Origin of the sequence: Streptomyces sp. NPDC088706, assembly GCF_044752765.1 — a bacterium.
GTDB lineage: Bacteria > Actinomycetota > Actinomycetes > Streptomycetales > Streptomycetaceae > Streptomyces.
In genome coordinates, this window is the sequence record NZ_JBIVLW010000002.1 from 782476 (window position 1) to 806437 (window position 23962).

Sequence of the window (23962 nt, forward strand, 5' to 3'; positions counted from 1 at the left end):
GGCCCGGCGTGGCGCGCGCCCGGTGGGGAAGAAACCGGGCAGAGGGGCGAAGAATGGGCGGCCTGACCCCGAACGGCCCACCGGCGTCACCCGTTCGGCGCATAGCAGATGGTGACGGGTCGTCGGTTCGCCTTCGGCGAGAGCGGTGGAGCGCTGCCCCTGGAAGCCCTTCGCCGCCTACTGTTGAGGGGTAGCGCCCGCCGTGCACGGTCGCCCGTCCGGGGCCGTGCGAGCAGGAGAGCGGGGGTCACCGAGGGACTTCGGCACCGCCGGCTGTGAGAGGGACGGAATGAAACCGACCGAGAGCGCCGCCCCGGTGTCGCGGCTGCAAGGTTTCGTCGGCCTCACGTCCCCGGTGGGCGCCGTGGTCATAGGGATCGCCGCGTCCCTGCTGGCGGCCGGCTTCTACCGGGCGGTGCGCGAGGGCCACGCCCTCTTCCCGGACGGTGCCGTGGGCTGGTCGCTCGCCGTGCTCACCGGGATCATCGTCGGCCACCTGGTCGCGCTCGGCCGCGACCGCTGGTGGGGCGGCACCGGATCGGGGGCCGCCCTCACCCTCGCCGTGCTGCTGCTGTTCGGCTGGCTGCCCGCGGGTCTGGTCAGCCTGGTCGTCGTGGTGCTCGTCGGGAGCGCCCGCAGACACCGCTGGTGGCAGGGGCTGCTGCACGGCGCGGTGGACATCCTCGGCATCGCGGCGGCGGCGCTCGTGCTGGCCGCGTTCGGCGAGGCGCCGACCGTGGAGAGGCCCTGGCTGCCACTCGACTGGGGCATCGCGGCCGTACCGGAACTGCTCCTGACGGCGTCGACGTATCTCCTCGTCACCCGGGTCCTGCTGTGGTACGCGAAGGCGCCGCAGAACGGCGGGCTGCCGACCATCGCCCGCACCGCCCTGCTGCGCCAGGGGCTCGTCGCCGTCGCCCTGCTCGGCCTCGCCCCGCTGATCTGTGTCGTCACCATGTCCATGCCCGTCGTGCTGCCGCTCTTCGCGGTCCCGCTGATCGCCCTGGACTCCACGCTCTGGATCGCCCGCGCCCGCGCCGAGGAGCAGCTGCGGGACCCGCTGACCGGTCTGCCCAACCGCCAGTGGCTGCTGGAGCGGGCCTGGTCGACGCTGGAGGACGCCGAGAGCGTGGGCACCAGGTCGGGGCTCGTCCTGATCGACCTGGACCGCTTCCGCGCGGTCAACGACACACTCGGCCACCTCGCCGGTGACCGGCTGCTGCTCCAGATAGCGGAACGGCTGCGGCTCGCCCTGCCGCGCGGCGCGGAGGCGGCCCGCCTCGGCGGCGACGAGTTCGCCGTACTGCTGCCGCAGGCCGACTCGACCACCAGCGCCCAGCGGGTGGCCCGCCACCTGGTCGCCGAGCTGTCCTCGCCGCTCGACCTGGACGGGCTGGTCCTCGTGCTGGAGGCCAGCGCCGGGGTCGCCGTCTACCCCGACCACGCGCTGGACGCCGAGGGGCTGCTGCGCCGCGCGGACGTCGCCATGTACCAGGCCAAGCGGGACCGTACGGGGGTGGAGGTCTACGAGTCGAAGCGGGACAGCAACACCCCCGACCGGCTGGGCCTCCTGGGCGATCTGCGCCGGGCGCTGGACGCGGGCGACGTCGAGCTGCACTACCAGCCCAAGGTCCGCTTCGACGGCCAGGTCGCCGGACTGGAGGCGCTGGTGCGCTGGGTGCATCCGGAGCGCGGACGGGTCCCCCCGGACGAGTTCATCGCGATCGCGGAGTCCTCCGGCCTGATGCCGCACCTCACGGAGTACGTGCTGGAGACGGCGCTGGCGCAGGTCGCCCGGTGGCGGGCGCAGGGCCTGTTCGTACCGGTCGCGGTCAACGTCTCCCCGCGCGATGTGCACACCCCGGGCTTCGCGGGCGGGGTCGCCGCCCGCCTCGCCCGGCACGGCGTCCCGGCCTCGGCGCTCCAGCTGGAGATCACCGAGCACGTGCTGCTGGAGGACCCGCAGCGGGCCGCCGACACCCTGGCCGGGCTGACCGCCCACGGCGTGAAGATGTCCCTCGACGACTTCGGTACGGGCTACTCCTCCCTCGTCCACCTGCGCAGGCTGCCGGTGAGCGAGCTGAAGATCGACCGGTCCTTCGTGGCCCGGCTCGCGGTCGACCACGAGGACGCCGAGATCGTCCGCTGCACGATCGACCTGGCCCACTCGCTGGGATTGGTCGTCGTCGCCGAGGGCGTCGAGGACGACGAGACCTGGGGGCGGCTGCGGGACCTGCGGTGCGACGCGGTGCAGGGTTGGCTGGTGGCGGCCGCGATGCCACCCCAGGAGACAACGGCCTGGCTGCGGGCGCGTGGCGTGCACGGCTGGCGGCGCCCCGCCGAGCTGGAGGCCCAGGCGGCGGCCGCAGCGGCGAACGGGAAGCCGGACGCCGAGCAGCACCCCCAGGGACGGACGGTCTCGGGCCCGGCGACGGCCTGAGCACGGCCCCGGGCCCGTACCGAAAGGGCGGAATCCCGTACCGGGAAGGCCCGAAACGGGTGGGCCGATCGGGGTGGGGCACCCGCCCCCGGGTGACCCCATAGGATTGGGGGTCGGTGGCACATTTCCACCTGCCGCACGACGCCTGGCACGCACGCTCGCCGCGTTGCCGAAACGCCCACGTGGCCCCGCCACGAGGGCGCTCCGGCGCCTTGCGATCGCACGCACCGAACGCCGCGCGGCCCGTCCTCCGGACGGACGGTGGAAATGTGCCACCGACCCCCAGCCAAAACCACACACCAACCCCTGAGGATCGCTGCATGCCTGGCATCACGCGCGAGGAGGTCGCCCACCTCGCCCGGCTGGCGCGTCTGGAGCTGAAGGGCGAAGAGCTCGATCACTTCGCCGGTCAGCTCGACGACATCATCGGCGCGGTCGCCCGCGTCTCCGAGGTCGCCGACCAAGACGTACCGCCGACCTCCCACCCGCTGCCGCTGACCAACGTCATGCGCGCGGACGAGGTCCGTCCGTCGCTCACCCCCGCGCAGGCGCTCTCCGGCGCCCCGGCCCAGGAGCAGCAGCGTTTCAAGGTGCCGCAGATCCTGGGGGAGGACTAATCGCCATGACGGACAACAGCACCATCGTCAAGCTCACCGCGGCCGAGATCGCCGCGAGGATCGCCTCCGGCGAGCTCACGGCCGTCGAGGTCACCGAGGCCCACCTGGCCCGGATCGACGCGGTCGACGAGAAGGTCCACGCCTTCCTGCACATCGACCGCGAGGGCGCGCTCGCCCAGGCCCGTGCCGTGGACGCCAAGCGCGAGGCGGGCGAGAAGCTCGGCCCGCTGGCCGGCGTCCCGCTCGCGCTGAAGGACATCTTCACCACCAAGGACATGCCGACCACCGTCGGTTCCAAGATCCTTGAGGGCTGGGTCCCGCCGTACGACGCCACGCTCACGCAGAAGCTGCGCGCCGCCGACGTGGTCATCCTCGGCAAGACCAACATGGACGAGTTCGCCATGGGGTCCTCCACCGAGAACAGCGCCTACGGCCCCACCGGCAACCCCTGGGACCTCACCCGCGTCCCCGGCGGCTCCGGCGGCGGCTCCTCCGCCGCCCTCGCCTCCTACGAGGCCCCGCTCGCCATCGGCACGGACACCGGCGGCTCCATCCGCCAGCCCGCCGCCGTCACCGGCACGGTCGGCGTCAAGCCCACCTACGGCGGCGTCTCCCGCTACGGCATGGTCGCCTTCTCCTCCTCCCTGGACCAGGGCGGGCCCTGCGCCCGTACGGTCCTGGACGCGGCGCTGCTCCACGAGGTGATCGCCGGGCACGACCCGCTGGACTCGACCTCCATCGACGCGCCGGTCCCGCCGGTCGTCGAGGCCGCGCGCAACGGCTCCGTCCAGGGCATGCGCGTCGGCGTCGTCAAGCAGTTCCGCGGCGAGGGCTACCAGGCGGGCGTCCTCCAGCGCTTCGACGAGTCGGTCGAGCTGCTGAAGTCGCTCGGCGCCACGATCGTCGAGCTGGACTGCCCCTCCTTCGACCTGGCGCTCTCCGCGTACTACCTGATCGCGCCCTCCGAGTGCTCCTCCAACCTGGCCCGCTTCGACGCCATGCGCTACGGCCTGCGGGTCGGCGACGACGGCACCAAGTCGGCCGAGGACGTCACCGCGCTCACCCGCGAGGCCGGTTTCGGCGACGAGGTCAAGCGCCGCATCATCCTGGGGACGTACGCGCTCAGCTCCGGCTACTACGACGCGTACTACGGCTCGGCCCAGAAGGTCCGCACCCTCATCACCCAGGACTTCGGGAAGGCCTTCGAGCAGGTCGACGTGATCGTCTCCCCGACGACGCCGACCACCGCCTTCCCGATCGGCGAGCGCGCCGACGACCCGATGGCGATGTACCTCGCGGACCTGTGCACCATCCCCACCAACCTGGCCGGCAACTCCGCCATGTCGCTCCCCTGCGGCCTGGCCCCGGAGGACGGCCTGCCGGTCGGACTGCAGATCATCGCCCCCGCCATGAAGGACGACCGGCTGTACAAGGTCGGAGCAGCCGTCGAGGCCGCTTTCGTGGAAAAGTGGGGGCACCCGCTGCTTGAGGAGGCTCCGTCGCTGTGAGTGCCATGGCAAAGAAGGCCAGTAACTTCAAGAAGTCCAAGTCCGGGCTGTACATCTCGCTCGGCACCACCGCTTTCGGTGCGCTCAGCGTCGCCAAGCAGGCGAAGCTCGCCCGCAGCGACAACGACGTGCTGCGGCTGATCGACGCGGCCGTGTCCGCGGCCGCCATCGTCACCGGCCTCGCGATCCTCTATCGCGAACTGAAGCGTCTCGGCGACGACGACGTCCTGCTGGGCTGAGAGGGAAAGTTTCACCGTGACTGTCACTGACCTGGTGTCGTACGAGGACGCGCTCGCGTCCTACGACCCCGTCATGGGCCTCGAAGTCCATGTCGAGCTCGGCACCAAGACCAAGATGTTCTGCGGCTGCTCCACGGAGCTGAAGCAGGACGCCAACTCCCAGACCTGCCCGGTCTGTCTCGGACTGCCCGGCGCGCTGCCGGTGGTCAACGAGATCGGCGTGGAGTCGGCCATCAAGATCGGTCTCGCGCTCAACTGCGAGATCGCCGAGTGGTGCCGGTTCGCCCGGAAGAACTACTTCTATCCGGACATGCCGAAGAACTTCCAGACCTCCCAGTACGACGAGCCGATCGCCTTCAACGGCTACCTGGACGTCCAGCTGGAGGACGGCGAGATCTTCCGGGTGCAGATCGAGCGCGCCCACATGGAGGAGGACACCGGCAAGTCGACGCACGTCGGCGGCGCCACCGGCCGTATCCACGGCGCGTCCCACTCCCTGCTGGACTACAACCGGGCCGGCATCCCCCTCATCGAGATCGTCACCAAGCCGATCGAGGGGGCCGGCGCCCGTGCCCCCGAGGTCGCCAAGGCGTACGTCGCCGAGCTCCGCGAGCTGATCAAGGCCCTCGGGGTCTCCGAGGCCCGCATGGAGATGGGCCAGATGCGCTGCGACGTCAACTTGTCGCTGCGGCCCAACGGCACCGAGACGTTCGGTACGCGCTCCGAGACGAAGAACGTGAACTCGCTGCGTTCCGTCGAGCGGGCCGCGCGCTTCGAGATCCAGCGGCACGCCGCCGTGCTGTCCTCGGGCGGCACGATCGTGCAGGAAACCCGGCACTTCCACGAGGAGGACGGCTCCACCACGGCCGGCCGCATCAAGGACAACGCCGAGGACTACCGGTACTTCCCCGAGCCGGACCTGGTGCCCGTGGCACCCGCCCGCGACTGGGTCGAGGAGCTCCGCAAGGGACTCCCCGAGCTGCCCCGGCTGCGGCGCGCCCGGCTCAAGCAGGAGTGGGGCGTCTCCGAGCACGACATGCAGTCCATCCTCAACGCGGGCGCGGTCGAGCTGATCGTCGCCACGATCGAGGCGGGCGCTCCGGCGGACCAGGCCCGCAAGTGGTGGATGGGCGAGCTGGCCCGTAACGCCAACGAGACCGGCCGCGGCCTGGACGAGCTGCCGATCACCCCCGCGCAGGTCGCCCGGGTGGCCGCGCTCGTCGCCAAGGGCGACCTCAACGACAAGCTGGCCCGCCAGGTCATCGAGGGCGTCCTCGCGCGCGAGGGCGACCCGGACACCGTCGTCGAGAAGCGCGGCCTGAAGGTCGTCTCGGACGAGGGCGCGCTGTCCACGGCTGTGGACGAGGCCATCGCGGGCAACGCGGCCATCGCGGACAAGATCCGCGGCGGCAAGGTCGCGGCGGCGGGCGCGCTCGTCGGCGCGGTCATGAAGGCCACCCGCGGCCAGGCGGACGCGGCCCGCGTGCGCGAGCTGATCCTGGAGAAGCTCGGCGTCGAGGGCTGATCCGCCCATCATCACCCTGAAGGGGCGGTGCACCCGTACGTACGACGGGCGCACCGCCCCTTCACCCGTGTGCCACCCCCCCCGCCTGAGAGACCCCCCTGAACACCGTCGCCGCCGAGCTCATCTCCGTCGCCCTCCTCCTGGGCGTCCTGGCCTTCGCCGTCGTACGCCCCCGGGGCCTGCCGGAGGCGACCGCCGCCGTGTCCGCCGCCGTGCTCCTGGTGGCCGTGGGCGCGGTGTCCTGGCCCGAGGCCCGGGAGCAGGTCGGCGAGCTGCTGCCCGTCGTCGGGTTCCTCGCCGCGATCCTCGTGCTGGCCCAGCTCTGCGCCGACGAGGGCCTGTTCCGGGCCGCCGGTGACCTGGTGGCCCGCGCCTGCCGGGGGCAGACCCGCCCCCTGCTCGGCCGGGTCTTCGTCGTCGCCTCGCTCATCACCGCTGTCCTCAGCCTGGACGCCACCGTGGTCCTGCTCACCCCGGTCGTCCTCGCCACGGCGGCCCGGGTCGGCGCGCGGCCGCGCCCGTACGTCCACGCCTGCGCGCACCTCGCCAACTCCGCCTCGCTCCTGCTCCCGGTCTCCAACCTCACCAACCTGCTGGCGTTCACCGCGAGCGGGCTCTCCTTCACCCGGTTCGCCGCGCTGATGGCGCTGCCGTGGCTGGCCGCGATCGCCGTCGAGTACGCGGTGTTCCGCCGCGCGTTCAAGCCGACCTGGCCGCCGGGGCGCACGCGCCGGATGCCGAAGCGGAGCGCACGCCCGTCCCCGTCTTCACGCTCGTCGTACTGGCGCTGACCGTGGCCGGGTTCGTCGTCACCTCGTTCGCGGGCGCGGAGCCGCTGTGGGCGGCCCTGGCGGGGGCCCTGGTGCTGGCCGTGCGGGCACTCGCCAGGCGGGAGACCACGCCGGCCGCCGTCGTCCGCTCGGCCAACCCGCTGTTCTGCCTCTTCGTCCTGGCGCTCGGCGTCGTCGTCGAAGCGGTCGTGGGCAACGGGCTCGGTGAGGGGATCGCCGCCCTCCTCCCGGACGGCGACACACTGCCCGCGCTGCTCGGCGTCGCCCTCGTCGCGGCGCTGCTGGCCAACCTGATCAACAACCTGCCGGCGATCCTCGCCCTGCTCCCGATCGTCGCGTCCGCCGGGCCCGGACCGCTGCTCGCCGCCCTGATCGGGGTGAACCTCGGCCCCAACCTCACGTACGTCGGCTCCCTCGCCACCCTCCTGTGGCGACGCGTCCTGTACGCCCACGGAGAGGCCCCGGAGCTCGGCCACTTCACCCCGCTGGGACTGGCGACCGTACCGGCGACGCTCCTCGCCGCCACCCTCGCGCTGTGGGGGTCGCTTCACCTCATCGGGGTGCAGGCGCCCGGTTGGACTTCTCGTCCGACCTCTTGGACGTTCACCACCGGGCCGTACGCAGTCCTTCCCGGCGCCACCTGACCTGACTAGCTTCCCGGCTGTAACCACCGAAAACGGGAGGCTCTTTTGACCACGGACATGTCACGGCGGCGGCTCTTCGCCCTCGGCGGGGGCGCGCTAGGCGCCGCTGCGGCCGGATCGTTCCTGCCGCCGTCGCTCCAGGCAGCCATCGCCGCGCAGCCCGCCCACGCGGGGTCCGGGGGGCTCGGGGCCATCAAGCACGTGGTGATCCTCATGCAGGAGAACCGCTCCTTCGACCACTACTTCGGCACCCTGCGCGGTGTCCGCGGTTTCGGCGACCGCAACGCCGTCGAACTGCCCACCGGCGGGACCGTCTTCGAGCAGCCCGGTCCCGCCGGCTCCACCGTGCTGCCGTTCCCGGTGCGCGGGGCGGCCGAGGAGCAGAAGAGGGACCTCCAGTACATCGGCGCCCTCGACCACTCCTGGAACGGCGGCGCGAAGGCCTGGGGCGGCGGCTGGATGAACGGCTGGATCAGCGCCAAGACCGCGGCCACCATGGCGTACTACGACCGCCGCGACATCCCGCTCCACTACGAGCTGGCCGACACCTTCACCGTCTGCGACGCCTACCACTCCTCGGTCCACACCTCCACCAGCCCCAACCGCAACCACCTGTGGAGCGGGAAGACCGGCTTCGAGGCGAACGGGAAGCGGGCCGTCGGCAACGACGCGTACGACGAGGGCAGCCACCCCGGCTACGACTGGTCCACCTACGCCGAGCGGCTGGAGAGGGCCGGGCACAGCTGGCGGACGTACACCGAGTGGGAGAACTTCACCGACAACCAGATCGAGTTCTTCGCCACCTTCAAGGCCATCGCCCGCAAGGCGCTCGCCAGGACCGGCGGCCACACGTACATGGAGGCGTTCTACGCCGAGGTGCGGGGCGCGTCCGCGACCGGACGGGAACGGCTGCTCGGGCTGCTGGAGGAAGGCGTGGCCACCCTCACCCGGCAGGAGCGGAGCCTGTTCGAGCGGGGGCTGCGCCGGGTTCCCACCGGCATGCTGGCCGACGAGTTCGCCAAGGACGTGGCGGCCGGAACGCTGCCGGAGGTCTCCTACCTGGTGCCCTCGGCGATCGACTCCGAGCACCCGAGCGTCTCGTCGCCGGTGCACAGCGCCACCGTCGTCTACAAGATCCTGGACGCGCTGGGCAAGCACCCGGACGTCTGGCGGCACACCGCCGTACTGATCAACTACGACGAGAACGACGGCTTCTTCGACCATGTGCCGCCGCCCGTCGCACCCCCCGAGGTGACCGACGAGCAGTGGCAGGGCCGTCCGACCGGCCTCGGCATCCGGGTGCCGCTGCTCGTCGTCTCGCCGTGGACCGTCGGCGGGTACGTCTGCTCGGAGGTCTTCGACCACACCTCGGTCGTCCGCTTCCTGGAGCGCTGGACCGGCGTGAGGGAGCCCAACATCAGCGACTGGCGGCGCCGGGTCACCGGGGACCTGACCTCCGCCTTCGACTTCACCCGGCCCCGCAGGCAGCCCGCCGTCCAGGTGCCCGGGGCGATCCCGCCGCTCACCGGCCGCTGGCAGCCGAGGCCCCCCGCGGTCCAGCACCTCCCCGAGCAGGAGCCCGGCGCACGCCCGGCGCGCCCGCTGCCCTACCAGCCGGACGCGCAGGTCCGGCGGGCGGGCGGTGGGCTGCGGGTGGAGCTCGGCAACAGCGGCCGGTCCTCGGCGCACTTCACGCTCTACCCGTACGCCGGTGAGTTCCCGGCCCCCCAGCATCAGGACGTCCGGTCCTCGGCGCACTGGACGGTCCCGCTGACGGGTCCGGCGTACCGCTTCACGGTCACCGGGCCGAACGGCTTCCGGCGCGAGTTCGCCGGGCCGGCCCAGGGGAACGCCGAGGTCACCACCCGCATCGACACCCGCGACCGCGACCTCCACCTGACCCTGCGCAACACCGGCCGCCGGCCGCTGACCTTCCGTATCCGGCCGCTCGGCTACGTCGACGAGGACGACCTGCGGGACTGGACCCGTCGCGTCACGGTCAAGCCGGGCCGCAGCCGTACGGTCGTGCACTCGGCGGCCGACGCCCACGGCTGGTACGACCTCGCCGTCACGGCCGAAGGGGAGGACACCTTCCGGCGCCGGCTCATGGGGCACATCGAGAACGGCCGGGCGAGCGTCTCCGGCTGAGGCCGTTCGTGGTGGTCACCGGGCCGGTGTGTCCCCTGTAGGGAGCAGATCAAGCCCTGTGACCATGGCCACGAAACGGACAAAGAATTACTTTCTGCTGAGAGAGTGGCAGTCTCAGGTCATGCGACGTTTACGGGCAGATCCCTCCATCTGCGGGTAAGGGTCCACGAACCCGCAGGGAGCCCGTCCGTTGGCCGCCATCGCCCGCTGGTGCATCAGGCACCGTCTCGTCGCCGTCCTCATCTGGCTCGCCGCCCTCGGCGGCAGCGTCGCCGCCGCGGGGTTCGCGGGTTCCGCGTACTCCAACGACTACGAGGTGCCCGGTACGGAGTCCGGCCGGGCGGGCGAGCTCCTCTCGCGCGGGTTCACCGACCTAGGCGGTGACACCGACACCGTGGTCTGGCACACCGCCGGCTCCACGGTCCGGGCCGCCGACGTCGAGCAGACGATGACCCGCACCCTCCACGCGATCGACGCCCTGCCCGGCGTCGGCGGGGTCACCGGCCCCTACGGCGCCGCCGCCACCGACCGGATCAGCGAGGACGGCCGCACCGCCTACGCCACGGTCACCTTCGACCGGCCGGCCGACGAGATCCCGGTCTCCCAGGCCCAGGCCCTCGTCGACACCGCGAAGGCGGCCGAGGCGGACGGGCTCCAGGTGGAACTGGGCGGCACCGCCGTCGCCCTCACCGAAGCGCCCACCGCCCACATCGCCGAGGCCATCGGCGTGGTCGTCGCGGCCGTGGTCCTCTTCCTCGCCTTCGGCTCGCTCGCCGCCAGCCTGCTGCCCATCGCCACCGCCCTGGTCTCCGTGGGCACCGCCTACGCGGGCATCGTCCTGCTCGGCCATGTGATGACCGTGGCGGACTTCGCGCCGATGCTCGGCATGCTCATCGGGCTCGGCGTCGGCATCGACTACGCCCTGTTCATCGTCACCCGGCACCGCAGAGGACTCCGGCGCGGAATGCCGGTCGACGAAGCGGCGCGCAACGCCGTGACGACCACCGGGCGCGCGGTCGTCTTCGCCGGGGCCACCGTCTGTGTCGCGCTGCTGGGCATGCTGATCCTGCGGCTCAGCTTCCTCAACGGCGTCGCCATCGCCGCCTCGCTCACCGTCGTCCTGACCGTGGCCGCCTCGGTCACCCTGCTGCCCGCCCTGCTCTCCCTCATCGGGATGCGGGCGCTCAGCCGCCGCGAACGCCGGCAACTCGCCGAGCGCGGCCCGCAGCCCGAACTGCCCACCGGCTTCGCCGCCCGCTGGTCCGCCTTCGTGGAGCGCCACCCGAAGCTGCTCGGCGGGATCGCGGCCGTCGTCATGGCGGTCCTCGCGCTGCCCGCCCTCGGCCTCCACCTCGGCACCTCCGACCAGGGCAACAACCCGGCCACCGCCACCACCCGGCAGGCCTACGACCTGATCGCCGACGGCTTCGGACCCGGTGTCAACGGCCCCCTCACCATCGCCGCCCAGCTCGACGGGGCGGACGACCGGCTCGCACTGGACTCGCTGCCCGAGGCGCTGCGTACCACCGAAGGCGTCGCAGCGGTCAGCCCGATCACGTACAACAGCAGCGGTGACACCGCCTTCCTGACCGTCGTCCCCGACTCGGCACCCCAGTCGCAGGACACCAGTGAGCTGGTCGACCGCATCCGGGCGGACGTGCTGCCGCCGGCGACGGACACGAGCTCCCTGGAGACGTACGTCGGCGGGGTGACGGCGAGCTACGACGACTTCGCCGAGATCATCGTCGGCAAGCTGCCCCTCTTCGTCGGCGTCGTCATCGGGCTCGGCTGCCTGCTGCTGCTCCTCGCCTTCCGCTCCATCGGCATCCCGGTGAAGGCCGCCGTGATGAACGTGGCCGCCGTCGCCTCCTCCTTCGGCGTCGTCGTCGCCGTCTTCCAATGGGGCTGGGGCAGTGAGCTGCTCGGCCTCGGCAGCGCCGGGCCCATCGAACCCTTCCTCCCCGTGATCATGGTCTCGGTCCTCTTCGGCCTCTCCATGGACTACCAGGTCTTCCTGGTCGGCCGGATGTACGAGGAGTGGCTGGAGACCGGCGACAACCGGCGCTCGGTCCGGGTCGGCCTGGCCGAGACCGGCCGGGTGATCAACTCCGCCGCCGTGATCATGATCTCCGTCTTCCTCGCCTTCGTGCTCAGCGGCGACCGGGTGATCGCCATGTTCGGCATCGCGCTGGCCACCGCCGTCGCCCTGGACGCCTTCGTCCTGCGCACCCTGCTGGTGCCCGCCCTGATGCACATGCTCGGCGGCGCGAACTGGTGGCTGCCCGGCTGGTTGGACCGCCGGCTGCCCCGGATCAGCATCGAACCGCCCGACAGCGCGGTGGATCATGCGAAGATCCCGGAGGCGCGCGGTACCGAAGAGGGTGCCGGGCAGACAGAGGAGGAGCACGATGTTCGCCATATCCCTGGGTGACGACAAGGCGGAGCTGCGCCCGCTGGAGGTCTGGCAGGCCGAGGAGTTCCTCACCCACATGGACCGGGCCCGGGAGCTGGTCGACCCGTGGATCCCGTTCGCCTCCTTCGCCACCGACCTGGACTCGGCGCGCGCCCTGCTCCAGCGGTACGCGCAGAAGCAGGCGGCGGACACCGGACGGCTCTACGGCATCTGGCTGGAGGGCACCCTCGTCGGCGGCGTCCTGTTCCGGATCTTCGACGCGGATTCGGGCAACTGCGAGATCGGCGTCTGGCTGGAGCCCGCCGCCCAGGGCCGTGGTCTGATCACCCGGGCCGCCGAGCGCCTGATCGACTGGGCGGTGTACGAGCGCGGGATGCACCGGGTGGAATGGGACGCCTCCCCGGCCAACACCCGCTCGATCGCGGTGGCCCAGCGGCTCGGCATGACCCGGGACGGGGTGCTGCGGCAGAGCTACCTCTACCGGGGGGAGCGCCACGACTCGGAGATCTGGTCCGTGCTGGCCCCGGAATGGCGGGCCCGTACCGGCGGGGAGCACCGGCGTTAAGAGGGTTCTCATCCAGGACCCCTAGCGTGCGGCACATGAACACCACCCCCTCCAAGACGAACACGCCCGCCGACGACGCCGGGCAGAGCACCGCCGACGCCGTTACGGAGGACGCCACCGCCACGCCGTCCACGAACCCCGGTCCGGCGGTCCCCGCGTCCAGGGCCTCCGAGCCCCCGGTCACCGGGGACGGGACGCCGGCGGCCGACGCCTTCGACGAGGCCGAGCACGAGGACGACGACCTGGAGCCCGACCCCTTCACCGCGGCCCGCCACGGAGTCGGCGCGGGCGCCACCGCCGTCGTCTCCGCCGCCCTCGGCGTCGTCGCCCTGACCGGCGCCTGGTCCGGCCGGGTCGCCGCCGAGCGCGAGACCCTGATGGGCCAGATCCAGACCTCCGGCGGCGGCAGCGCGGCCCAGCAGATCTCCGAGATCTACGCGGACGCCTGGCACACCACCGCCCTGGTCAACGGCCTCTTCGCGGTACTGGCCCTGCTCGTCGGCGTCTTCGTCCTGGTGCGCCCCGCCTTCGGAGCCCCCGCCGTGAGGCCGCAGCCCGGCTGGGTCCGGGCGGTCGCGCTGGCCGGTGTCGCCCTGGGCACCCTCGGCGTGCTGATCTCCGTGGGCATGTACTTCGACCTGTTCCTCTCCCTGCCCGTCGCGGGCACACCGGCCGGCTGACCGGCTGCCCGGGCTAAGGCATCCGGGCCCCGCGCCTAAGGAGCCCGGCCCCGCGAAGATGCGGCACTCGCCCGATGTGGTGGTACCCCCCGGCCCACGACAGTGGAGGCACAGCGGAAGCACAGCCCCGGCCGGCCGGCCGACCGGCTTCCCCGCCGCTGTCACCGGCACCAGGGAGCACCCGATGTACGCGTACGAGCTGTACCGCACCACCTCCGCCGAGCTCATCCGCCGGGCCGACGCCGAGCGCGAGGTCCGCCGGGCCCGCCTCGCCCGCCGGGCCGCCCGCCGCACCGGGCGCGGCGACCCCGGAGGGCGGGTGAGCGCGGGCCGGAGCCACCTGGCCCACTTCGTCCGCGCCGCCTGACGGTGGCTCGGCCCTCGGGGCTCGCCGAAACATCCCCCGGGTCCGCCGAGGCGGGCCCGGGGCGTCCCGCGCCCATGATCACCACGGCGGAGGGCGCTGCCGTCCGCCAGGACCCGTATGCGATGCTCCACACCGTGGAGAACAGGCCAGTCAGCCCCCGGTTCGTCGGACGCGCGGCGGAGCTCGACGTACTCACCGAAGCGCTCACCCGCGCCGAGGCCGGCGAACCGCAGGCCCTGCTGATCGCCGGTGAGGCGGGCGTCGGCAAGACCCGGCTGGTGGAGGAGTTCGCCGGCCGGGCGGCCCGGCGCGACGCCGTGGTGGCCGTCGGCGGCTGCGTGGAGATCGGCGCCGAAGGGCTGCCGTACGCCCCCTTCCCCGCCGTCCTGCGCACCCTGCGCCGCGCCCTGCCCGAGGAGATGGCCGCCGCGAGCGCCGGGCAGGAGGGCGAGCTGGCCCGGCTCCTGCCCGAGCTCGGCGAGGCCCACCGCGACGCGAACGACGAGCACAGCACCGCCCGCCTCTTCGAGCTCACCGTCCGGCTCCTGGAGCGGATATCGGCCGACCGCCCGGTCGTCCTCGTCCTGGAGGACCTGCACTGGGCGGACGCCTCCACCCGGCACCTGCTCGCCTACCTCTTCCGCACCCTGGACAGCGGCCGCCTCCTGGTCGTCGGGACCTACCGCGCCGACGACATCCACCGCCGCCACCCCCTGCGCCCGCTCCTCGCCGAGCTGGACCGGCTGCGCACGGTCACCCGCTTCGAGCTCGACCGGTTCAGCCACGCCGAGGTCGGCGCTCAGCTCACCTCCATCCTCGCCGTGGCGCCCGGCTCCGGCGTGGTCGACGAGATCTTCGACCGCTCCGACGGCAACGCCTTCTTCGTCGAGGAGCTGGCCCGTTCGATGGAGAGCTGCGGCGACAGCTCCTGCCTCTCCGCCTCGCTGCGCGACCTGCTGCTCGTGCGGGTCGAAGCGCTGCCCGACCACGCCCAACGGGTCGCCAGGATCGTCGCCGAGGGCGGCTCCTGCGTCGAGCACGAACTGCTGGCCGCCGTCGCCGGGCTCGGTGAGGACGACCTCGACGGGGCACTGCGGGCGGCCGTCGGCGCCAACCTGCTGCAACCCGGCCCCGACAGCGGCGGCTACCGCTTCCGCCACTCCCTGGTCCGCGAGGCCGTCAGCGACGACCTGCTCCCGGGCGAGCGCACCCGCGTCAACCGCCGGTACGCAGAAGCCCTGGAGGCCGACCCGTCCCTGGTCCGGGAGGACGAACGCACCACCCGCCTCGCCAGCTACTGGTACGCCGCCCACGACGCGGCCAAGGCGCTGCCCGCCGTGCTCCACGCCGCCGTGGAGGCCCGGCGCCGCTACGCCTACGCCGAGCAGCTGCGGCTCCTGGAGCGGGCGATGGAACTCTGGGACGAGGTGCCCGACGCGGTACGCGACACCCTGCGCCCGCTGGACTTCGCGGAGGTCTACCCGCCCGCCGGCGACGACCCCGCCACCACCCCGCTGCGCTACCTGGACGTGCTGGCCGAGGCCACCGTCGCCGCCCGCTTCAGCGGTGACCGCGCACGCTCCCTGGCCATCTCCAAAAAGGCCCTGCGGACCCTGGAGAACGAGGGCGACCCGCTGCGCGCCGCCTGGTTCTGGGTCCAGCGATCCCGGCTGACGCAGGGGCTCGACCGGGGCGACGGCTGGGAGGAGCTGGCCACCGCGCAGGAGCTGGTGCGCGGACTGCCGCCCTCCGCCGTGCACGCCGAGGTGCTGACCAACGTGGCCAGTTGGCGGGCGCTGCACGAGCCGGGCCCGCAGGCGCTGGCCGACAGCGACCGCGCGGTGGAGTACGCCCGGCTCATCGGCGACGAGTACATCGAGCTGCACGCCCGCCTCACCCGGGGCTGGCTCACCGCCGACGCGGGCGGCATCGAGGACGGGCTCGCCGAGATGTACGCCGTCCGGGACCGCGCGGACGAACGGCAGCTGGTCCACCTGGTCGGCCGGGCGAGCGTCAACCTGCCCTCCTCCCTCGAAGCCATGGGCCGCTCCCTGGAGGCCGTGGCCGCCGCCGACCACGGCATCGCGGTCTGCCACGACCACGGCCTGGCCGACTGCGGTGCCTGGGTGTACGCCAACCAGGCACACTCCTACTTCTCGCTCGGCCAGTGGGCGCGCAGCGAGGCAGCGGCCGCGGCGGCACAACGCCTCGCCCTCGCCCACAAGGCCAAGGGCCTGGTCGCCGTCCGCCGCACCGAACTGGCCGTGGCCCGGGGAGACCTCGCCGAGGCGGAGGAGCAGCTCGCGCTGTCGAGGAAGTACTTCGGCCTGCGCGACCCGCAGCCCCAGCACCAGATCACCCCGGCCCGGCACGCCATGCTGCTGGCGGCGGCGCGCGGCCGGACCGCCGAGGCGCGGGAAGCGTTCGAGGAGGTGGCCGGGCGGGGCTTCCCGACCGGCACCCAGCGGTACGCACTGCCGCTGCTCCAGGCCGCCGCCGCGATCGAGGCGGACGCCCGAGGGCTGCCCGCCACCGAACCGGGGCGGCCGGCGATGCTGACGCTGATCCGCCGGTACGCCAAGGGGCTGCCGCTGCTCGTCCCCGTCTGGGCCGCGCACGGGCTGGCGATCGACGCCGAACTGGCCCGCGCGGAGGGCGCCGACACCCCGGAGCACTGGGCGCGCGCCGCGGCCGCCTTCGCCCCGCTGTCCCGCCCCTACGAGCTGGCGCAGATGCACCACCGCTGGGCCGAGGCACTGCTCGTCGCCCCCGGTGACCGGTCCGCCGCGACGGCCCTGCTGCGCAGCGCCCACACGGTGGCCACGCGGCTCGGCGCCCGCCCGCTGGCCGAGGCGGCGAAACAGCTGGCGGCGCGGGCCCGGATCGCCCTGCACGCCGTCGGGTCCGACGAGGAGGGCCGCCCGGCGATCCTGGCCGCACCCGCCGACGTCACCGAGGAGGCGGCCGGACCGCTCCCCGCCGAGGACCCGGACCCCGCGATCGCCGCCGTCGAGTCCTTCGGGCTGACCCCGCGCGAGCAGGACGTGCACCGGCTCGTCGCGGCCGGGCACACCAACCGGAGGATCGCCGAGGAGCTGTTCATCTCACCGAAGACCGCGAGCGTCCACGTCTCCAACATCCTGGCCAAGCTCGACGTCTCCACCCGGGGCGAGGCGGCGGCCCTCGCCCACCGCCTGCGCCTCTACCCGACCCCGTAGCCGCCGGGAGCCGCCTGGAATCAGCGGCCCCCGGGGGCGCTGCCGCGCGGGCGGTGCGCCCGTGCGTCTACTCCACCTCGACCAGCAGGATCCTGTCGTCCCCGGGCTTCGGCTCCCCTCGGCCGTCCGAATTGCTGGTGACCACCCAGAGCCGGTCGCCGCCCGCGCCCACCACGGTGCGCAGCCGGCCGTGCTCCTCCTCCAGGAACGACTGGGGGTCGGCCAGAGGTTCCTCGGCGGAGTCGCCGGAGAGCGGGATGCGCCAGAGCCGCTCGCCGCGCAGCCCCGCCATCCAGATCGAGCCCTGCGCGTACGCGATCCCGCTGAGCGAGGCCTCGGAGGTCTTCCACTGGGCCACCGGGTCGATGAATCCGTCCGCGCCCTCCCGGCCCTCCACCTCGGGCCACCCGTAGTTGCCGCCGGGCTCGACCAGGTTCAGCTCGTCCCAGGTGTTCTGGCCGAACTCGGCCGCCCACAGCCGCTTCTCGGCGTCCCAGGCGAGCCCCTGCACATTGCGGTGTCCGTACGAATACACCACCGAGTCCGCCTCCGGGTTGCCGTGCACCGGCTCCCCGTCCGGAGTCATCCGCAGGATCTTGCCGGCCAGCGACTCCTTGTCCTGGGCGAGCCCGGTGTCCCCGGTCTCGCCGGTGCCCGCGTACAGCATCCTGTCCGGGCCGAAGGCGATCCGGCCGCCGTTGTGGATGTTCCCCTTGGGGATGGAGCGCAGGATGGTGTCCGGCGCCCCCAGCTGCTGCCCCGCCGGACGCTTCTCGTCGTAACTCATCCGTACGATCCGGTTGTCGGAGGCGGTGGTGAAGTAGGCGTACACCCACCCGTCCGCGCCGAACGTCGAGGGGACGGCGAGTCCCAGCAGGCCGCCCTCACCGGCGGGGGAGACGCCCGGGACCGAGCCCAGCAGGGTCTGCTTCCCGCTCCCACCGTCGATCCGGTGGATCGTCCCCTCGTCACGTGAGGCGACCAGCAGGTCACCGCCCGGCAGCGCGGTCAGCCCCCAGGGCGACTTCAGGTTCTCCGTCAGCGTCGAGACGACCCTCGCCGAACCCCTGGCGGGCGGCAGGTCGGCCGACGCGCTCGGCGCGGGGGAGCCGGCGCTCCGGGAGGCGGTCGGCGAGGCGGCGCCCGTACCGGACGAACCCTCCTGCCCGCCGGAGGAGCACGCGGCGGACAGGGCCAGCGAGGCCGTCGCGAGCGCCGCCACCACCCCCCTGCGCACCGCGGGGGACTGAACAGATCCGAACACAGCACCGCGCACTGAACCGATCCTTTCGACGGCTGCCTGACTACCTGTTCCGCACTACTGCTCGTACTGTCTGTTCCGCACTACCTGTCCCGCACTACCTGCTCGTACTGTCTGTTCCTACACCGCGGCCCCGTCCGGAGTTCCCGGTGCGGCCCATTGTCCTGCCATCTCCCGCCCGGCGCTCGGCCTTCGGGGCGCAGCGCCCGCTCAGTCCCAGGACCCGCGCGCCCGGGGCAGTGCGGCGATCTCCGCCAGGTCCGCCGCGTCCAGCTCCACCTCCGCGGCCCCCGCGTTCTCCACCGCCCACCGCTCCCGCTTCGTCCCCGGCACCGCCACCACGTGCGGCCCCTGCCGCAGCACCCACGCCAGCGCCACCTGGGCCACGCTCGCCCCGCGCCGCTCCGCGATCCGCCGCAGCCCGGCCACCACCGGCTGGTTCGCCGCCATCATCTCGGCCGTGAACCGGGGATGCCTGGCCCGCAGGTCCTCGGGCTCGAACCCCTGGCCCGGCTTCAGCGTCCCGGTCAGATAGCCGCTGCCCAGCGGCATCGCGGCCAGCACCCCGACCCCGCGCGCCGCACACCAGGGCAGCAGCTCCTCCAACGCCTCCGGCGACCACACCGACAGCTCCGCCTCGACGGCGCTGACCGGGAAGACCTGCTGGACCCGCTCCAACTGCCGGATCGTTCCCGCATGCGGCCCGGCGCCGGACCGGCGCGGAGCGCGCGCCCCCACCGCGCACAGCCCCAGCGAACGCACCTTGCCCGCGGTCACCAGCTCCGCCATCGCGCCCCAGGTCTCCTCCACCGGCACCTCGGGGTCGGCCCGGTGCAGCTGGTAGAGGTCGATCACCTCGGTCTGCAGCCGCCGCAGCGAGGCGTCGCAGGCCCGTCGTACGTAACCGGGGCGGCCGTTGGCGACGATGTGCTGATCGCCCACCAGGAGCCCGCACTTGGTGGAGAGGAACGCCTGTGACCGGCGCCCCTTGAGCGCGCGCCCCACCAACAGCTCATTGGTGAACGGCCCGTACATGTCGGCGGTGTCGAGCAGCCGGACCCCCGCGTCGAGCGCCGCGTGCACCGTACGCACCGAACGGTCACCGAGCTGCTGCGACGCGCTGTAGCCCCAGCTCATCGGCATACAGCCCAGACCGACCGCGCCCACGGCGAGCCCCGCCGCCCCGATAGTCCTGCGCTCCAACTCCCCTGGCCTTTCGTCGTTCCCGCAGTCACGGGGCCCTACCGCACCCCAAACTAACCTCTGGCCCGGCCGCGCCTCCCGCCAGCCGTCCTGGAGCACTCGCACACCCGTCGCATAGCCTCCTGACCATGACTGCGACGACTGTTGGCGCGACGACCGCCGACGTATGGCTGCCCTTCCCGGCCGATGAGATCGACGGGCTCCCCGAAGGCCTCGACTACCTCTTCTGGGACGGGGGCCCGGAGTACCCGGGGGACCCCGCGCACTGCGTCTACTACGTCGTCCCCTACATGAAGGGTTCCGAGATCGCCGTCCGCCCGATGGGCGCCATGAGCGCCGTCCAGGTCGTGCAGACGCTCTCCGCGGGCATCGACCACGTGGAGCCGGGGCTCGGCCTGCTGCCCGCCGGCGTACGCCTGTGCAACGCCAAGGGAGTCCACGAGGCGTCCACCGCGGAGCTGACGCTCGCCCTCATCCTGGCCTCCCTGCGCGGGATCCCCGGCTTCGTCCGCGGCCAGGGCGCCGAGGAGTGGCGGTCCGGCTTCTACCCGGCGCTCGCCGACAAGTCCGTCCTCATCGTGGGGTACGGCTCCATCGGCTCGGCCATCGAGGACCGGCTCGCGCCCTTCGAGTGCGCGCGGGTCGCGCGCGTCGCGCGCTCTGCCCGGACCACCGGGCGCGGCCCCGTACACCCGCTCGAAGACCTGCCCGCTCTGCTCCCCGAGGCCGATGTCGTGGTGCTCTCCACCCCGCTGAACCCCTCCACGCAAGGGCTGGTGGACGCCGACTTCCTCGCCGCGATGCCCGACGGCGCCCTCCTCGTCAACGTCGCCCGGGGCGGAGTCGTGGACACCAAGGCCCTGTTGACCGAACTGGAATCCGGTCGGCTGCGGGCGGCGCTCGACGTCACCGACCCGGAACCGCTGCCGTCCGGCCATCCTCTCTGGCATGCTCCGAATGTCTTGATCACGCCTCATGTGGGCGGCAGCACCTCGGCGTTCGAACCGCGCGCCAAACGGTTGCTGGCCGCACAGCTCACCCGCTTCGCGGCCAGGGAGCCGTTGGTGAACGTCGTCAGCACCACCGGCTGAGGGCCACCGGCCCGTACGCCGAGGAACGATTCGTAGGCACACAGTGCCGCCCACCTCGCATTTCGTCACGGAGCGTAGAGAAGCTATGGCCCTGAGTGACGAACCTGGTGTATCGTCCGCTCCGGAGGGCTGCGCCGTGGCAGGGGCGGCGCGGGGGGAGCATCGGAACGCGAGGGGGCGACGGGCGATGTGCTGGCCATGGAAAGACGATCCGAGGCCGCGGAACGCGGTTCGGCGGCCCTGGGCGCTGCCCGCGCGCGGCGCCCGCGGATGGCCGGTTCTCCCCCCGAGGCGACGGCCGGGACCCGTGCCGGAGACGGCAGCGGCTCAGGCGACGGCGCGGGTGCGCGGTGCGCGGAGCCGGGCGGTGCGGACCGGACGGCCGGCGCCGGGGCGCCCGGGCCTCCCGGGACCGGGACGGGGAGCCCTCCGGTGAGCGTGCTGGGGACCTGGCTCTCGCCGCATCCCGCCGTCGGCTCCACGGGGCTGCGGGCCCGGCTCCTGCTCGGCGTCGTCTGCGCCGGTTATTCGGTCGGAGCGGCCGTCGGCTGGGGCTCGCCGGAACTGGCCCGCTTCATGGGGGACTTCGGTCTCGCCGCGGCGGCACTGGTCGCCGCCGTCTCCTGCTTCCTCTACGCCCGGGTGAGCGCCGGGCGGACGCGGCCCGCCTGGCTGCTGTTCTCGCTCTCCTCCGCCATGGCGGCCTGTGGGAACGCCGTCTGGGGGTGGTACGAGGTGGTGCTCGGCGTTCCCGTGCCAGCCCCGTCGGCCGCCGACGCCTTCTTCCTCTGCTTCGCGCCGCCCGCCATCGTCGGACTGCTCGTGCTGGCCAAGCGCCCCGTCACCCGGGCCGGCTGGGTCTGCCTGGCCCTGGACGCCTGGCTGATCGGCGGCTCCATGCTGACCCTCGCCTGGAGCCTCGCCCTCGCGCACGCCGCGCACATGGCGGGCGTCCAGGACGCCAGTGTGGGCCCGGCGGCGCTCTCGCTGGCCTACCCGCTGCTGGACATCGTGCTCGTCTCCATGGTGCTCGCGCTGCACTTCCGCCGCTCCGGGGCCAACCGCTCCGCGGTGAACACCGCGATCGCCGCCCTGGCGCTGACCGTCCTGTGCGACGCGGTGTTCACCTCTCCGCTGCTGCGCTCCACCTACCACTCGGGCCAGTTGCTCGACGCCGGCTGGTTCGCCGGCTCGCTGCTCCTGGCCTACGCGCCCTGGGGGGTACGGAGCCGGGTTCATGGCACCCACCGCCCGGGTCCGCCGCGCACCATGAGCCGCCCGATCGCGGGATCGCTGGCCGCGCTCACCCCGTATCTCGCGGCGGCCGTCTGCACCCTGGGCATCCTGTACAACGTGGTCGAGGGCCGCCGGGTGGACCGGGTGGTCATCTTCACCGGCTGCACGGTCGTCCTCGCCCTGGTCGTCCGGCAGGGCATCATGCTCCTGGACAACATCTCCCTCACCCAGGAACTGGCCCAGAAGGAGAACCACTTCCGCTCCCTGGTGCAGGGCTCCAGCGACGTCATCATGATCGCCGCCCCCAGCGGCACCCTGCGCTACGTCAGCCCCGCCGCCGCCGGGGTCTACGGGCGCGACGCGGAGGACCTCATCGGCGCCGAGCTCTCCTCGATCATCCACCCCGACGACCTCGGCCGGGTCGTCCACGACGTGCGGCGCTTCCTCGCCGCTTCGCCCCACGAGGAGCCCACCACCCGTATCGAGTGCCGCTTCCGCTCCGGCACCGGCGACTGGCTCAACGTCGAGTCCACCGTCAACCGGCACCAGGGCGGACTTCTCCTCAACAGCCGGGACGTCACGGAAAGGGTCAGGCTCCAGGCGCAGTTGCAGCACAACGCCGAGCACGACCCGCTCACCGACCTGCCCAACCGGGCCCTGTTCACCGCCCGGGTCCGCCAGGCGCTGACCGGCCGCCGGGCCGGCGACCCGGGCACCGCCGTCCTCTTCATCGACCTCGACGGCTTCAAGGCGGTCAACGACACCATCGGCCACCAGGCGGGCGACGAGCTGCTCATCCAGGCAGCCCGCCGCCTCCAGGAGTCCGTCCGCGCCGGGGACACCGCGGCGAGGCTCGGCGGCGACGAGTTCGCCGCCCTCATCATGGGCGACGGCACCCGCGACCAGGGCGCCCGGGAGTACCAGGTCCACGAGATCGCCGACCGGCTCCGCCTCACCCTCTCCCAGCCCTACCGGATCGGCCCCAGCGAGGTCCGGGTGGCCGCCTCCATCGGCGTCGCCTTCGCCGAGCCCGCGATCACCCCCACCGATCTCATGCGCAACGCGGACCTCGCCATGTACCGGGCCAAGGCCGGCGGCAAGGACCGGGTCGAGCTCTACGCCCCGCAGATGCAGGCCGACGTCGTACGCCGCTCCGAGCTCGCCACCCGGATGCGCACCGCCCTGCGCGAGGGCGAGTTCGCCCTGCTGCACCAGCCCGTCGTCCACCTCGCCAGCGGCTCGGTCGCCGCCGTCGCCGCCCAGGCCCGCTGGCGCTCCGCCCAGGGCATCCTCTTCACCCCCGCCGAGTTCCTCCGGGTCACCGGCGACGACGACCGCACCGCCGAGCTCGGCCGCTGGCTTCTGGAGGAGGCCGTCAAGCAGGCCGCCGACCGGGCCAGGGCCGGACACCCGGTCGCCGTCTCCGTACGGCTCTCCGCCACCCGGCTGCTCGACAAGGCCCTGCCCTTCGGCTCCATCGAGGCGCTGCTGACCCGCCATGGGCTGCCCTCGGGGGCGCTGATGATCGAGGTCGCCGACAGTGACCCCCGGATCTCCTTCGACGAGCTGGAACAGCGGCTCGTGGCCCTGCGCCGCCTCGGCGTCCGGATCGCGCTCGACGGCTTCGGCAGCGGTTTCGCCGCGATCAACGCGCTGCGCCGCCTCCCCATCGACGTACTGAAACTCGACCGGAACCTGGTCGAGGGGGTGGTGGAATCGGCCAGGCTGCACAAGATCACCAGCGGACTGCTGCGGATCGCCTGCGACCTCGGCCTCCAGTCCGTCGCCGAAGGCGTCGACGCCCCCGAGCAGGTCCTCGCGCTGCGCGCCATGGGCTGCACCCACGGCCAGGGGATGGCCTTCTCCGGCCCGCTCGACGAGTACCGGCTGCGCCGCGCCCTGATCCGCGGCCAGTTCCCCGTGCCGGGCGTCCCCGGCCCCCGTACGGTGATGGCCGGCGGCTCGATCCCGCTGCTCGCCGGATCACATGCTGAGACGCCCGTCCCACCCACTTGA

General features: G+C 73.0%; 15 protein-coding genes and 1 pseudogene. 14 read left to right on the top strand and 2 right to left on the bottom strand.

The genetic code is table 11. The annotated features are described in order from the left end of the window. Positions 1–289 precede the first annotated feature (289 nt). The 12 genes and pseudogenes from ACIQAK_RS09130 to ACIQAK_RS09185 all read left to right on the top strand — a co-directional run bounded on the left by ACIQAK_RS09130 (position 290) and on the right by ACIQAK_RS09185 (position 17155). The gene (locus ACIQAK_RS09130) at positions 290–2440 is read left to right on the top strand and encodes a bifunctional diguanylate cyclase/phosphodiesterase (protein ID WP_366387621.1); all 2151 of its coding nucleotides are present in this window, start codon (positions 290–292) and stop codon (positions 2438–2440) included. A 320-nt stretch (positions 2441–2760) separates the two neighbouring features. Next, positions 2761–3057 carry an Asp-tRNA(Asn)/Glu-tRNA(Gln) amidotransferase subunit GatC gene (gene gatC, locus ACIQAK_RS09135; protein WP_003966094.1) on the top strand — a complete coding sequence of 99 codons (297 nt, stop codon included), beginning with the start codon at positions 2761–2763 and terminating at the stop codon, positions 3055–3057. Between the two features lie 5 nt (positions 3058–3062). Continuing rightward, on the top strand, positions 3063–4565 hold the full coding sequence (gene gatA, locus ACIQAK_RS09140) for an Asp-tRNA(Asn)/Glu-tRNA(Gln) amidotransferase subunit GatA (protein ID WP_366387622.1): 1503 nt from the start codon (positions 3063–3065) through the stop codon (positions 4563–4565). A 5-nt stretch (positions 4566–4570) separates the two neighbouring features. Next, positions 4571–4804, top strand: coding sequence for a hypothetical protein (locus ACIQAK_RS09145; protein WP_366387822.1), 234 nt, complete (start codon positions 4571–4573; stop codon positions 4802–4804). A gap of 16 nt (positions 4805–4820) precedes the next feature. After that, the gene (gatB, locus tag ACIQAK_RS09150; RefSeq protein WP_366387623.1) at positions 4821–6329 is read left to right on the top strand and encodes an Asp-tRNA(Asn)/Glu-tRNA(Gln) amidotransferase subunit GatB; all 1509 of its coding nucleotides are present in this window, start codon (positions 4821–4823) and stop codon (positions 6327–6329) included. 98 nt (positions 6330–6427) lie between these two features. Next, positions 6428–7764: pseudogene (locus ACIQAK_RS09155) on the top strand (SLC13 family permease). A gap of 45 nt (positions 7765–7809) precedes the next feature. Continuing rightward, positions 7810–9912, top strand: coding sequence for a phosphocholine-specific phospholipase C (locus ACIQAK_RS09160; protein WP_366387624.1), 2103 nt, complete (start codon positions 7810–7812; stop codon positions 9910–9912). A gap of 190 nt (positions 9913–10102) precedes the next feature. After that, positions 10103–12343, top strand: coding sequence for an MMPL family transporter (locus ACIQAK_RS09165; RefSeq protein WP_366387625.1), 2241 nt, complete (start codon positions 10103–10105; stop codon positions 12341–12343). Then, the gene (locus tag ACIQAK_RS09170; RefSeq protein ID WP_366387626.1) at positions 12321–12890 is read left to right on the top strand and encodes a GNAT family protein; all 570 of its coding nucleotides are present in this window, start codon (positions 12321–12323) and stop codon (positions 12888–12890) included. The genes ACIQAK_RS09165 and ACIQAK_RS09170 overlap by 23 nt, the downstream gene beginning before the upstream one ends. A gap of 35 nt (positions 12891–12925) precedes the next feature. Further along, complete coding sequence (locus tag ACIQAK_RS09175; RefSeq protein WP_366387627.1) at positions 12926–13570, top strand: hypothetical protein; 645 nt, start codon at positions 12926–12928, stop codon at positions 13568–13570. A gap of 184 nt (positions 13571–13754) precedes the next feature. Then, positions 13755–13937, top strand: a complete 183-nt coding sequence (locus tag ACIQAK_RS09180; protein WP_366387628.1) for a hypothetical protein — start codon at positions 13755–13757, stop codon at positions 13935–13937. 74 nt (positions 13938–14011) lie between these two features. Beyond that, positions 14012–17155 (top strand): AAA family ATPase, encoded by a 3144-nt coding sequence (locus ACIQAK_RS09185; RefSeq protein ID WP_366387629.1) that lies wholly within the window; start codon positions 14012–14014, stop codon positions 17153–17155. A gap of 67 nt (positions 17156–17222) precedes the next feature. On the opposite strand, the gene ACIQAK_RS09190 is transcribed toward ACIQAK_RS09185, so the two are convergent. After that, entirely contained in the window at positions 17223–18431 is a 1209-nt protein-coding gene (locus ACIQAK_RS09190) for a PQQ-dependent sugar dehydrogenase (RefSeq protein ID WP_366387630.1), read from the bottom strand. 195 nt (positions 18432–18626) lie between these two features. Continuing rightward, positions 18627–19583 carry an aldo/keto reductase gene (locus ACIQAK_RS09195; protein ID WP_366387823.1) on the bottom strand — a complete coding sequence of 319 codons (957 nt, stop codon included), beginning with the start codon at positions 19581–19583 and terminating at the stop codon, positions 18627–18629. A 164-nt stretch (positions 19584–19747) separates the two neighbouring features. On the opposite strand from ACIQAK_RS09195, the gene ACIQAK_RS09200 reads away from it, so the two are divergent. Both ACIQAK_RS09200 and ACIQAK_RS09205 read left to right on the top strand, forming a co-directional pair. Further along, positions 19748–20710 (top strand): 2-hydroxyacid dehydrogenase, encoded by a 963-nt coding sequence (locus ACIQAK_RS09200; protein WP_366387631.1) that lies wholly within the window; start codon positions 19748–19750, stop codon positions 20708–20710. Between the two features lie 432 nt (positions 20711–21142). Continuing rightward, positions 21143–23962: an EAL domain-containing protein gene (locus ACIQAK_RS09205; RefSeq protein WP_366387632.1), complete on the top strand. Its 2820-nt coding sequence runs from the start codon at positions 21143–21145 to the stop codon at positions 23960–23962.

Excerpts from the sequence above, each read along its gene's own strand:
- ACIQAK_RS09130 (WP_366387621.1), top strand. The coding sequence starts at position 290 with ATGAAACCGACCGAGAGCGCCGCCCCGGTGTCGCGGCTGCAAGGTTTC.
- gatC (WP_003966094.1), top strand. The coding sequence starts at position 2,761 with ATGCCTGGCATCACGCGCGAGGAGGTCGCCCACCTCGCCCGGCTGGCG.
- gatA (WP_366387622.1), top strand. The coding sequence starts at position 3,063 with ATGACGGACAACAGCACCATCGTCAAGCTCACCGCGGCCGAGATCGCC.
- ACIQAK_RS09145 (WP_366387822.1), top strand. The coding sequence starts at position 4,571 with ATGGCAAAGAAGGCCAGTAACTTCAAGAAGTCCAAGTCCGGGCTGTAC.
- ACIQAK_RS09170 (WP_366387626.1), top strand. The coding sequence starts at position 12,321 with ATGTTCGCCATATCCCTGGGTGACGACAAGGCGGAGCTGCGCCCGCTG.
- ACIQAK_RS09175 (WP_366387627.1), top strand. The coding sequence starts at position 12,926 with ATGAACACCACCCCCTCCAAGACGAACACGCCCGCCGACGACGCCGGG.
- ACIQAK_RS09180 (WP_366387628.1), top strand. The coding sequence starts at position 13,755 with ATGTACGCGTACGAGCTGTACCGCACCACCTCCGCCGAGCTCATCCGC.
- ACIQAK_RS09185 (WP_366387629.1), top strand. The coding sequence starts at position 14,012 with ATGATCACCACGGCGGAGGGCGCTGCCGTCCGCCAGGACCCGTATGCG.
- ACIQAK_RS09200 (WP_366387631.1), top strand. The coding sequence starts at position 19,748 with ATGACTGCGACGACTGTTGGCGCGACGACCGCCGACGTATGGCTGCCC.